This is a genomic window from Pseudomonas sp. AG1028, assembly GCF_007993955.1.
Lineage (GTDB): Bacteria > Pseudomonadota > Gammaproteobacteria > Pseudomonadales > Pseudomonadaceae > Aquipseudomonas > Aquipseudomonas straminea.
Map to the genome: position 1 here is coordinate 50,891 of NZ_VIVP01000007.1, position 12,346 is coordinate 63,236.

Consider the following 12,346-nt stretch of genomic DNA (forward strand, 5'->3'; position numbering starts at 1 on the left):
GGCGCCGCTGCTCACGGGCAGCGGCCCCGGCATGGGGTGCGGGCTCAGAGGCCCTGTTTGAGGCTGGCTTCGAGGTAACCGTCGAGGTCGCCGTCGAGCACCTTCTGGCAATCGCTACGCTCGACGCCGGTACGCAGATCCTTGATGCGCGAGTCATCGAGCACATAGGAGCGGATCTGGTGGCCCCAGCCTATATCCGACTTGCTGTCTTCCAGCGCCTGGGAGGCGGCGTTGCGTTTCTGCATCTCCAGCTCGTACAACTTGGCCCGCAGCATCTTCATGGCGGTGTCCTTGTTGGCGTGCTGGGAACGTTCGTTCTGGCAGGCCACCACGGTGTTGGTCGGCACGTGGGTGATACGTACCGCCGAATCGGTGGTGTTGACGTGCTGACCACCAGCACCGGAGGAGCGGTAGGTGTCGATGCGCAGGTCGGCCGGGTTGATTTCGATCTCCACCTTGTCGTCGATCTCGGGCGAGACGAACACCGCCGAAAACGAGGTGTGGCGACGGGCGCCGGAGTCGAACGGGCTCTTGCGCACCAGGCGGTGCACGCCGATCTCGGTACGCAACCAGCCGAAGGCGTACTCGCCCTTGATGTGCACGGTGGCGCCCTTGATGCCGGCGACCTCACCTTCGGACAGCTCGACGATCTCGGCATTGAAGCCGCGCTTGTCGGCCCAGCGCAGGTACATGCGCAGCAGGATGTTGGCCCAGTCCTGGGCCTCGGTACCACCGGAGCCGGCCTGGATATCCAGGTAGCAGTTGTTGGGGTCCATCTCGTGGCTGAACATGCGGCGGAATTCGAGCTTCTCGAGAATTTCGCGCAGGCGCTCGATTTCAGCGGCGACGTCGTCGACGGCGCCCTGATCGTTCTCTTCTACAGCCATGTCCAGCAGGTCGCGAGAGTCGGCCAGGCTGCCGGTCAGGTCGTCGATGGTTTCGACGATCTGCGCCAGGGTGGAGCGCTCACGGCCCAGGCTCTGGGCGTATTCAGGCTTGTTCCAGACGTTCGGGTCTTCGAGTTCGCGGTTTACTTCGACGAGACGATCATGCTTGTGATCGTAGTCAAAGATACCCCCGAATAGTCTGGGTGCGCTCGGACAGGTCCTTGATGCTGTTCAGGATCGGGTTGATTTCCATGGCTGGCGGCACTCGCAGGTAAAACTTCGGAAAAGCCGCGGAGTATACCCGACTCAGGCTATTCTGGCAGCACGCCAGGCGGTGATCGGCCACCTGCGCACTAACGGCCCTTCTATACTCGACGGGCAGCCCGCCATCGAGCCAAGGATCTCCAGCCCCAATGCTCCGCACCCAAAGCCTGCGTAGCCACTATGCCCTGCTCACCGTGGCACTGGTCTGCCTGCTCAGCCTGCTGCTCGGCGGCCTGATCAGCCGGGATTCCAGCCAGCGCATCCGCGCAGAAATCGGCCGCGACCTGGCCGAAGTCTCCTACACCATGGTCGATCGCCTGGATCGCGACATGCAGAGCCGCGCCAGCATGCTACAGGTGATCGGCAGCCTCAGTGCCCTGCGCCACCCGGGCGACAGCCGCGAAGTACGCCGCCTGCTCGACGAGCTGCAGGGCAAGTTCCCGAGCATCGCCTGGATCGGTTTCACCGATGCCCAGGGCAAGGTACGGGCTTCCAGCGACGGCATTCTTGAAGGCGCCAGCATCGCCCAGCGGCCGGTATTTCTCGAAGGCAGCAAGGAACTGTTCATCGGCGACGTGCACGAGGCAGTGCTGCTGGCCAAGCTGCTGCCCAACCCTACCGGCGAGGCGATGAAGTTCGTCGACATCAGCCTGCCGGTGCGCGATGACACTGGCCACCTGGTCGGTGTGCTGGCCTCGCATCTGTCATGGTCTTGGGCCGACGAGGTACGCGAGGCGATCCTCAAGCCCATAGAGGAAACCCGCCAGGTGGAATTCTTCGTGATCGGCCGCGATCGCACCATCCTGCTTGGCCCCCGCGAGCTGGTCGGACAGAAACTGCATCTGCCGATGATGCAGAACCTGTCGGCCCGGCAGAGCGACTGGGCCGTTCAGCAATGGCCCGACGGCAAGCAATACCTCACCGGCCTGACAGCCAGCCAGGGCTACCTCGACTATCCGGGCCTGGGCTGGATGGTGGTGGCCCGTCAGGATCTTGAGCTGGCCGATGCGCCGGTACGGGCCATGCACCTGATCATTCTCGCCTGGAGCGTGGTGCTGGCCCTGCTGTTCGCCGCCTGCGGCTGGCTGCTGGCCAGCTACGTGACCCGCCCGCTGCGCACCATCGCCCGCGCGGCCGACCGCCTGGCCAGTGGCGAAATCACCGTGATCCCGGAAATCGGTAGTCCTCGCGAGATCGCCCGGCTCAGCCATTCCATCCGCCACCTGGTGGAAAGCCTCACCCATCAGCACGCCGAACTTGATGCGCTGGAAAACCGTGCCCACCACGACCCGCTGACCGGCCTGCCAAATCGCGCCGCGCTGGCGCGCTTTCTACCCCGGGCGCAGCAACGTAATCAGAGCGCCCAGGACGGCCTGGCGGTGCTCTATCTGGATCTAGACGGTTTCAAGCCGGTCAACGACCGCTATGGGCACGGCGCTGGGGATCAGGTGCTACGCGAGGCGGCCTCACGGATGCGTGGCTGCCTGCGCGGCGGCGACTTGGTGGTGCGCCTGGGCGGCGACGAGTTTCTGATGATCCTGCAGGTGGCTGCCGATGACGCAGCCAACCAGGCCCGGCAGATCGCCGAGCGCACGCTCCAGGCCCTGGCGGCGCCGATACATTGGGAAAGCCGGCAATTGCTGATCGGCTGCAGCATCGGCGGCGCGCTCTGGCCACAGCACGATGCGGATCTCGAAAAGGTGATGGAGATGGCCGATCAGGCCCTATACCGCGCCAAGCAGACCGGCCGCGGCCGCGTCATGCTGCACGGCGAAGCGCCGGCGGACGAGCCACAGTGACTCAGGACAATGCGCTGGTGTCGTTGACCAGACCGACCTGATCGCGGCCAGCCTGCTTGGCCATGTACAGGCCCTGGTCGGCAAGGTTGACCAGTTGCAGAGACGTCTGGCCGACCCGCGGCACCAGGGTGGCGACGCCGATGCTGGCGGTCAGCACCGAGTCCGGCTCTGGTTTGTGGTGGGGGATGCCGAGGTCGGTCACCGCGCGGCGTACCTTTTCGGCCAGAAGTCGCGCACCGCCAGCTGAAGTGCCGGGCAACACCATGGCGAACTCCTCGCCGCCGTAGCGTGCAGCCAGGTCGGTAGAGCGGCTACAGCTACCGCGTAGCGCGGCTGCTACACGGCGCAGGGCATCGTCACCGGCCACATGACCGAAATGATCATTGAAGCTCTTGAAGAAGTCGACGTCGATCATCAGCAGCGACAGCGCAGTCTGCTCGCGGGTCGCACGGCGCCATTCCATCTCCAGGTACTCATCGAAATGGCGACGATTGGACAGCCCGGTCAGGCCGTCGGAGTTCATCAGCCGCTGCAGCACCAGGTTGGTTTCCAGCAGTTGCTGCTGGCTTTCACGCAATGCGCGGTAGGCTTCGTCGCGCTGCAGAAGGGCCATGTAAGAGCGCGAGTGATAGCGAATACGAGCCACCATCTCGATGGTATCAGGCAGCTTGACCAGGTAATCGTTGGCGCCGGCGGCGAATGCCGAGCTCTTTACCGTGGCATCGTCCTTGGTCGACAGCACGATGATCGGCACATCGCGCAACGCCGGGCGCGCACGGTATTCGCCGAGCAGGGTAATGCCGTCGACACCGGGCATCACCAGATCCTGCAGAATCACCGTCGGGCGCAGCTGCTCGGCCACGGCGATGGCCTGAGTCGGGTCGGAGCAATAGTGGAAATCGATGCCCTCCTCGCCCAGCAGCTCACGACGAACCGCCTCCCCGATCATCGCCTGGTCATCGACCAGCAACACCATGACCGCGCCGTCCTTGCGTGAGCCGAATTCTTCCATGGATTGGGGTGGGACTTGCATGTTGGTCTCCGGACCGGTTGAAGGCAGGCCTCTGGTGAGTGGCGGTTAGTCTATCAGCCAAACAGTTCGACGATGCGTGGTGCGATACGCTCCAGCGTGAGTATTTCGTTGGCCGCCTGCAGTTCGGCGGCGGCCTTGGGCATGCCATACACCGCGCAGCTGGCCTGGTTCTGGGCGATGGTGGTGAAACCACGGTTGCGCATGTTCTTCAAACCTTGGGCACCGTCGCGGCCCATGCCGGTGAGCAGCACGCCAATGCCCTCGCCCGTCCAGTGCTCGACCAAGCTGTCAAAAAACACATCGATGGAAGGCCGGTATACGTGGCTGCGCGGTTCCGCGGTGTAGGTCAGGGTGCCGTTGCGCTGCAGGCGCATATGGTTGTTGGTACCGGCCAGCAGCACCAGGCCCGGCTGCGGTTGCTCACCATCGCGAGCCAGGCGCACCGGCAGGGCCGACTCACCTGCCAGCCATTCGGCCATGCCGGCAGCGAACACTTCGTCGACATGCTGCACCAGCATCACTGCAGCATTGAAGTTACGCGGTAATTGCTTGAGCAGCACGGCCAGCGCCGCCGGCCCGCCGGCCGAGGCACCGATAGCCACCAGGCGGCGGGCGGCTGTGTTAGCTGGCGCAGTTGCCGCGGCGATCGGCTTGCGGTTGCTACTCTGGCCGATCAGCCAGCCGATGTTCTGGATCTTGCGCAGCAGCACCGCAGCTTCGCTACTTTGCCCGCCAAGCGAAGGGGTGTTGACGGCATCCAGAGCACCATGCCCCATGGCCTCGAACACGCGGTTGACGTACTGCTCGATATCCACCGAGACGATCAGTACCGCGCAGGGCGTCTGCGCCATGATCCGCCGCGTCGCCTCGACACCGTCCATGACCGGCATCAGCAAGTCCATCAATACCAGATCCGGCGTGTCAGCCTGGCAACACGCCACGCCCTCGGCACCGTTGCCCGCCACCCAGACGATACGATGCGCCGGCTCCTGCGCCAGCGCCCGGCGAATGGCCTCCACCGCGAGCGGCATGTCGTTGACGATCCCGATCCTCATTCGTGTGGTTCCCCTACCAGGTCAACCACGGCGTCGAGTAACGCCTCGTCATGGAAACTGGCCTTGGCAAGATAATAGTCGGCCCCGGCATCCAGTCCACGCCGGCGGTCTTCTTCCCGATCCTTGTAGGACACCACCATCACCGGCAGCGACTGCAAGCGGCTGTCGCGGCGTACCAGGGTGACCAATTCGATGCCGTCCATGCGTGGCATGTCGATGTCAGTTATGAGCAAATCGAAGTGCTCGGCGCGCAGCGCGTTCCAGCCGTCCATGCCATCCACTGCCACCGCCACGTCGTAGCCGCGCGACAGCAAAAGCTTGCGCTCCAGCTCGCGCACGGTCAGCGAGTCGTCGACCACCAGCACGCGCTTGCGCTTGCTGCCGGACAGTTGCCGGGCGTTGCGGTCGACCCGTTCCAGGCGCCCGCTGCCGAGCAGCTTGGCCACCGAATGCAGCATGTCCTCGACATCGAGAATCAACACCGGGGTGCCGTCGTCCAGCAGGGCGCCGGCGGATACGTCCTGCACCTTGCCCAGGCGCGCGTCCAGCGGCATCACCACCAGGGTACGTTCGCCGATGAAGCGCTCGACCACCAGACCGAACAGGCTGTCGCGGTCGCGGATCAGCACCACGGGGATGCCGTTGTCGCTGGGCTTGCCTTCCGGGCGCTGGAGAATCTGGCTGGCGGCGATCAGGCCGACGTGCTGGCCCTCGCTCCAGAAGTGCTGACGACCTTCGAGCTGAACGATGTCCTCGGCCTGCAGACGGGTCATGCGTTCAATATGGGCGAGCGGCAGCGCGTAGGCTTCGCCGCCCACCTCGACCACCAGGCTGCGGACCACCGACAAGGTCAGCGGCACTTCCAGGTGGAAGGTCGAGCCCTCGCCATGGCGCTGCTGCATGCGCACGCCGCCACGCAGCTGCCGCACCATATGCTGCACGGCGTCCAGGCCAACACCACGGCCGGACACCTCGGTAACCTGATCGCGCATGCTGAAGCCAGGCAGGAACAGGAAAGCCAGCAGTTCGTCTTCGGTCAGCTGCTCGCCAGTCTGCTCGGTGGCGAAACCGCGGCTGATCACCGCCTGGCGCAGCTTCTCGAGATCAACGCCGCCGCCGTCGTCGCGCAGCTCGAGCAACAGCATGCCGGCATGGTGTCGGGCGCGGATCAGGATCTGCCCTTCGGCCGGTTTGCCCTGAGCCAGGCGCCGCTCGGGCGTTTCGATACCGTGGTCCAGAGCATTGCGTAGCAGATGGGTGAGCGGCGCTTCGAGGCGTTCAAGCACGTCGCGGTCGACCTGGGTGCTCTCGCCTTCGACCACCAGGCGCACCTGCTTGCCAAGCGAGCGGGATAGGTCACGCAGCATGCGTTCCTGCCCGGCCAGCACATCGGCGAATGGACGCATGCGCGAGGCCAGCGCAGCGTCGTAGAGCGACTGGGCGCGCTGTCCACCCTGCCAGCCGAAGTCGTCCAGGTCGGTCATGTGCTGAACCAGCAGCTGCTGGCACTCGCCAAGCGCCTGGCGGGTTTCCTGCAGCATGGCCTCGGCCTGGGCATCCACAGCGCCCTTGGGCAACGCTTCGCGTGCCACATCCAGTGCGCGGCGGGCTGTGGCCTGCAGACGTTTCAGGCGCTGCAGGCTGTCGCCCAGGGGTTTGATGCGCTGGAATTCCACCAGGGATTTGCTGGAGATATCCAGCAGGTGATCGAGTCGTTCGGCACTGACCCGCAGAATCCGAGCGCGGCCCTCGCCTGCAGGCTCGCTGGGTTCCGGTTTGGCAGGCGGCAGTGCAACGGGCGGCTCGACAACAGGTGCTTTAACTGGCGACTCGGATGGCGCAATGGCGGCAGCAGGCTCCGCAACAGGACTTGGTGCCTGCACCGGCGCCGCAGACGGAGCCGGGAGCCCGCGCGCCAATGCGCCCAGGCGCGCCACCAGGGCGTCGATACCAGGATCGACCGCACCGGGCTGAAGCGGCGTGCCAAGCCCAAGCAGAATATCGGCGCCCTGCAACAAGGCATCGATATGCTCAGGGCTGAGCAGCAGGCGGCCTTCCTGGGCTTCGACCAGGCAATCCTCCATGACGTGGGCGACCTTGACCCCGGCATCCAGGCCGACGATACGTGCCGCCCCCTTGAGCGAGTGGGCCGCGCGCATGCAGGCCTCGAGGCTGCTGGCATGCCGTGGGTCACGCTCGAGCACCATCAGGCCGCTGTTGAGCACCTGGGTCTGGGCCTCGGCTTCAAGCTTGAACAGCTCCAGCAGTGATGCGTCGCGCATCTGATCGGGCGTCATCCGAAACTCCTGGCGATGGTCTGCTGCACGAGCTGTTCGTCGAGCAGGGTCACGCTACGGCCTTTCCATTGCAACACGCCCGCCGCGAACCGGCGGCCCACCGGTACGCTGCCAGCGCCGGACTCGACGATCTGGCCGACGGCGATCGCCTCGATGCCCTCGACCTCGTCGACCGGAATCACCACCGGCCCGTCCGCCAGGTTGAAGATCAGCATACGCGGCACCACGCGGCGCTCGCTTACCGCCTCACCGGGCTCGAGCCCGAGCATTTCGCCCAGGGAAAAGCACGCCACCAAGGCGCCTCGTACGTTGGTCACGCCGATCAGCCCCAGCGAACGCTGGTGCGGCAGGGAATGGATCGGCGTGCTGGCGGCGACTTCGCTGAGCGCCCGGGTCGGCAAGGCCAACCAGGCATCACCCAGACGGAACAGCAGCAGCGAACGGCGCTCGCTGTCGTCCTGTTCGACCCATTCCTCATCGGGCTGGGCGTCGCTGCGCTGCAGCGCGAAGCGGTCCAGCAGTCGAGTAGCCAGTTCGGCGTGCACTTCGCAATTGCGGCAGTGGATATGTTTGACCAGGCGTTCGCAGGACTTGTCGCCCTGCACGCCGATGCGGTTCCAGCAGTCGTCGACGGCATCGCTCAGCGGCAGCAAGTTATCGCTCATCACGGCTCACTCCACGGCCCGCTCGCTGTTGCAGGCGCTTGGCACCGGCCAAGTCGCCACCGGCGGCGAGCAGCGCCGACAGGTGCGCCAGGGCCTCGGCATGGGTCGGCGCCAGGTAAAGGGTTTTGCGGTAATAGGCCTGGGCTTCGCTGCGGCGCCCGGCCACATCGCTGAGCAACCCTAGCCAGTAAAACACCTGGGCGTCTGGCCCGTGGGCGGCGAGGTAGCGCTCACAGGCGGCGCGCGCTTCGTCACTGCGCCCGGCATTGGCGAGGGCGGCAATTTCCTCCAGTGCGCTATCGGCAACGACCGCAGCAGGTGCAGGCGCCGTGACCGGCGTGCGAAGTACCGCAGCAGGCACCCGGGCAGCCGAGCGCGGTAAAGGCGCTGTTCTGGGCGCAGGCTTCGCCGGAACTTGAAGGCTTGGCGCTGGCGACTGCACTGGCCGGGCGGCCTGACGACGAAATACAAACGCCAGCGGAATACTCAAGGCCTGCATGCCGATCTGGCTGAACAGGCTGGCCTCGGCGGGGCCGATGAACATTGCACCATCATCGCGCATTAGTCGCTGCAACACAGCGGCTACCGCATATTGGGTCGGTCGGTCAAAGTAGATCAGCAGGTTGCGGCAGAACACGAAATCATAGGGCGCTTCGCCGGCCAGCAAGCCGGGCGCCAGGAGATTGCCAGCCAACAGGCGCACCTTGCGTCGTACCTCGGTGCGCAGCTCGAAGCCCTCTGGGGTTTCGCTGAAATGACGATCACGAAAGCTCAGGTCGTCGCCACGAAAGGAATTGCGGCCATACCGGGCCCGCTCGGCTCTCTGCAGGTTGACCTCGCTGATGTCCATGGCATCGATGCGAAAGCCGTCGCCTGGCACACCGGCATCAAGCAGTGCCATGGCGATCGAATAGGGCTCCTCGCCGGTTGAGCATGGCAGGCTGAGGATGCGCAGCGGCCGGGCACCAGCCAGTTGCACGCAGCGCTCACGGGCCAGGCTGACCAGCGCGACGAAGGATTCCGGGTAACGGAAGAACCAGGTTTCCGGCACCACCACCGCCTCGACCAGCGCCTGCTGCTCACTGGCCGACCCCTGCACTTTCAACCAGTAGGTATCCTCGTCGCCACAGCTCAGTGCCGCGATACGCTGACGAACCGCACGCTCGATCACCACCTGACCGACTGATTCGGCATCCAGGCCGATAAGGCCGTGCAGGAGCCGTTCAAAACGCGCGCTCATCGACCGCCCTCCGCAAGCGGCGCGTACAGTAACTCGCGGACCGGCTCGTCGAGCAGGTCCGCGACCCGAACCCACTGCACCAGGCCCTGCTCGGACTTGAGGACCGGGCCCAGATACCGGGCGTTCGGCAGGTCGACGCCGCTGTCCACAAAGGACTCGGCAGGGCTGCGCAGGGTGTCACTGGCCTGCTCCAGAATCAGGCCCAGCCAGCGGGTCTGATAATGCACGACGACCAAGCGGGTGCTGGTGCGCACCACTGCAGGCTGCCCTAGCGCCTGGGCAGCCAGGTCGATCACCGGCACGGGTGTGCCGCGAAACACAAACAATCCAGCCACCCACGTTGGTGCGGCGGGAATCTGCTTAAAGCGGCGCAACGGCAACACTTCGACCACCTCGTGAACGTCCAGGGCGTAGCGGTCGCTGCCCATGCTGAACAGCAGGAACAGTTGTCCCGGACTACGCCGCCCCGGCGAAGACCTGCCTGCCTCGGTCATTGATTCAGACCTTGAAGCGGCTGACGCCGGTGCGCAGACCGTTCGCCACGAGATTGAGGTCGTCGATGGAGGCGCTGGCTTGGCGCAGCGACTCGACGGTCTGCGACGAGGCCTCGCTGAGCTGCACCAGCGCCTGGTTGATCTGCTCGGCACCGGTGGACTGCGCCTGCATGCCTTCGTTGACCATCAGCACGCGCGGCGCCAGCGCCTGCACCTGATGAATGATCTGCGCCAACTGCTCACCAACTTGCCCCACCTCGGCGATACCGCGGCGTACCTCCTCGGAGAAGCGGTCCATGCCCATCACACCGGCGGATACTGCCGACTGGATCTCACGCACCATTTGCTCGATGTCGTAGGTGGCCACCGCCGTCTGATCAGCCAGGCGGCGCACTTCGGTAGCGACCACCGCGAACCCCCGCCCGTACTCCCCGGCCTTCTCCGCCTCGATGGCCGCATTGAGCGACAGCAGGTTGGTCTGGTCCGCCACTTTGACGATGGTGGTGACCACATGATTGATGTTGCCAGCCTTCTCGTTGAGGATCGCTAGCTTGGCGTTGACCAGCTCGGCGGCGCTCATGACCTGGTGCATGGTGTCTTCCATGCGCGCCAAGCCGAGCTGGCCGGCACCGGCCAGGGTCGAGGTTTGTTCGGCGGCGCCGGAAACCTCGGTCATGGTGCGCACCAGGTCCCGGGACGTAGCAGCGATTTCCCTAGAGGTGGCACCGATTTCCGTAGTGGTGGCAGCCGTTTCGGTGGCCGTAGCCTGCTGCTGTTTGGAGGTAGCGGCGATCTCGGTCACCGAGGTGGTGACCTGCACGGCCGAGCGCTGCGCCTGGGCGACCAGCGCTTTGATTTCTTCTGCCATACCGTTGAAACCGGTTTCGATAGCGCCGAACTCGTCGCGACGGCCCAGATTCAGCCGCGCGGTCAGATCGCCACTGGCCAATGTCTGCAGGGTGTTGACCACCTGTTGCACCGGGCGGGTAATCGCCTGCATCAGGAAGTAGCCGCACACGAATGCGACGATGATCGCCAACAGCACGGAAATTGCCATGCTCAGCTCGGCGCGGTTGACTGCCGACACGATGTCGCCCGCAGAGGAATAAGCCACATCGCGATTGAGTTCGATCATCGAGGTCAGCTGCGTGCGGCCTTCGTTCCAAGTATTGGTGAGCTGACCGTTGAGCTGTGCCTCGGCGTCGGCCTGACGCCCCAGGTCATAGAGGTCGAGGACTTCAGCCTGCTGCTGAATGAACAGATCTCGGGTCTTTTCGAACGCCTCGAGTGCGCTTCGGTCGGCGTCATCGCGGATGGTGGCGCGGTAGTCAGTGAGGGACGCAGCCAGTTTGTCGTTAGCCCCCTTGATCAGTTGCTTGTCCGCGTCGGTGAGGCTGTGCACTTCACGCAAGCTGACCTGAACGATGGTCTGGTGAAACATGTCCGTCCAGCCGCTGCGCACCTGAGTAATCTGGAACATACCGGGCATGGCGTCGTCCAGCAGGCGAGTAGCGCCTTCCTCGACCTTCAGCAGGCGCTCGAAGGATGACACCGCCATCAGCACCATGATCGCGATGATGACCGCAAAACTTGCCTGGATACGCTGGCGAACAGTCCAGTTCTTCACATTCAACCCCATCTGCCGATATTCGTGATCCGCCGCAGGGCAGCGCCTCCAGCTCATGCTGCCGGACTCTAGGGGCGTTGCGAGTGCAGCGCAAGCGAGACCGGACCTATTCACTGTAGAACAGGCACCCGGACATGAAGAGGGAGAACACGGACAGCTGCCGGGCGGCACGAGGCCACCGGCAGTCATAGTGCGAGGGGATTAATTGAGGTCTTGGCGAACCTGGGCTTCCAGCTCGGCCTTGAGGGCCGGGTCGAGCTTGAGGTGGCGGGCCAGCTCGTCCAGATAGGCGCGCTCCATAAAGTGCTCCTCGTCGACCATCAGCACGCTGGCCACGTACATCTCCGCGGCCATTTCCGGCGTACTGGCGGCGCGCGCCACCTCGGCCGGGTCCAGTGGTTTGTTCAGCTCGGCGTGCAGCCAATGTTGAGTTTCGCTGTCGCTGGCCAGCTTGCTGAACTCGCCCTCGATCAGCTCGCGCTCGCGTTCGTCGACATGACCGTCGGCCTTGGCTGCAGCCACCAGCGCCTTGAGGATGCTCTGGCTGTGCAGCTCCACTTCGGACGCCGGCAGACGATCGATGGTCTGCGGCTCGCCCTTGGGCGCGCCGGCCTGCTTGGCCTGCCAGTTGCCGTAGGCCTTGTAGGCGATCACGCCAAGGGCGGCCAAACCGCCATAGATCGCCACCTTGCCACCGACCTTGCGGACCCGTTTGTTGCCCAGCAGCATAGCCAGCGCAGCGCCGCCACCGGCGCCCTTGAGCATCGACCCCAGATCGCTACCACCGCCAGAGGTTTTACCAGAAGCGCCGCCAAGTAGGCCGCCCAGGGCATCACCCAGGCCGGATGAGGATTTGCCAGCGGTTTTCTGTTGCAGCAATTGCTGCCCGGACTTGAGCAGTTGGTCGAGCAAGCCACGCGTATTCATGGACGTCTCCAGGGATTCGGAACGGATGAATCTACTGCGAAGCCTGGCCGCCGTCGGT

Annotated in this window: 10 protein-coding genes; 1 reads left to right on the forward strand and 9 read right to left on the reverse strand. The window is 64.7% G+C overall.

Features of this window, described 5'->3' with window-relative positions; genetic code table 11:
• Positions 1 to 44: 44 nt before the first annotated feature.
• Positions 45 to 1,140, reverse strand: a protein-coding gene (prfB, locus tag FB481_RS12905; RefSeq protein ID WP_143103616.1) for a peptide chain release factor 2 whose coding sequence is annotated in 2 segments (ribosomal slippage) — positions 45 to 1,067 and positions 1,069 to 1,140 — 1,095 coding nt in all. Because the reading frame shifts where the segments join, the coding sequence is not laid out codon by codon here.
• A gap of 160 nt (positions 1,141 to 1,300) precedes the next feature.
• Here prfB and FB481_RS12910 point away from each other — a divergent pair.
• Complete coding sequence (locus FB481_RS12910; RefSeq protein WP_147176655.1) at positions 1,301 to 2,950, forward strand: GGDEF domain-containing protein; 1,650 nt, start codon at positions 1,301 to 1,303, stop codon at positions 2,948 to 2,950.
• Between the two features lies 1 nt (position 2,951).
• On the opposite strand, the gene FB481_RS12915 is transcribed toward FB481_RS12910, so the two are convergent.
• The 8 genes from FB481_RS12915 to FB481_RS12950 form a co-directional block, all read right to left on the reverse strand.
• A complete protein-coding gene (locus FB481_RS12915; RefSeq protein ID WP_093506147.1) occupies positions 2,952 to 3,983 on the reverse strand; it encodes a diguanylate cyclase in 1,032 nt (343 codons plus the stop codon).
• Between the two features lie 53 nt (positions 3,984 to 4,036).
• Positions 4,037 to 5,038, reverse strand: a complete 1,002-nt coding sequence (locus FB481_RS12920; protein WP_093506149.1) for a chemotaxis response regulator protein-glutamate methylesterase — start codon at positions 5,036 to 5,038, stop codon at positions 4,037 to 4,039.
• Positions 5,035 to 7,335: a hybrid sensor histidine kinase/response regulator gene (locus FB481_RS12925; RefSeq protein WP_147176656.1), complete on the reverse strand. Its 2,301-nt coding sequence runs from the start codon at positions 7,333 to 7,335 to the stop codon at positions 5,035 to 5,037. Before FB481_RS12925 ends, FB481_RS12920 begins: the two co-directional genes overlap by 4 nt.
• Entirely contained in the window at positions 7,332 to 8,000 is a 669-nt protein-coding gene (locus tag FB481_RS12930; protein WP_147176657.1) for a chemotaxis protein CheW, read from the reverse strand. The genes FB481_RS12925 and FB481_RS12930 overlap by 4 nt, the downstream gene beginning before the upstream one ends.
• Entirely contained in the window at positions 7,990 to 9,240 is a 1,251-nt protein-coding gene (locus FB481_RS12935) for a protein-glutamate O-methyltransferase CheR (protein WP_147176658.1), read from the reverse strand. The genes FB481_RS12930 and FB481_RS12935 overlap by 11 nt, the downstream gene beginning before the upstream one ends.
• Positions 9,237 to 9,734: a chemotaxis protein CheW gene (locus FB481_RS12940; RefSeq protein ID WP_147176659.1), complete on the reverse strand. Its 498-nt coding sequence runs from the start codon at positions 9,732 to 9,734 to the stop codon at positions 9,237 to 9,239. The genes FB481_RS12935 and FB481_RS12940 overlap by 4 nt, the downstream gene beginning before the upstream one ends.
• Before the next feature lie 4 nt (positions 9,735 to 9,738).
• A complete protein-coding gene (locus FB481_RS12945) occupies positions 9,739 to 11,361 on the reverse strand; it encodes a methyl-accepting chemotaxis protein (RefSeq protein WP_147176660.1) in 1,623 nt (540 codons plus the stop codon).
• Positions 11,362 to 11,562: 201 nt separating this feature from the next.
• Positions 11,563 to 12,288: a tellurite resistance TerB family protein gene (locus tag FB481_RS12950; RefSeq protein WP_147176661.1), complete on the reverse strand. Its 726-nt coding sequence runs from the start codon at positions 12,286 to 12,288 to the stop codon at positions 11,563 to 11,565.
• Positions 12,289 to 12,346 lie beyond the last annotated feature (58 nt).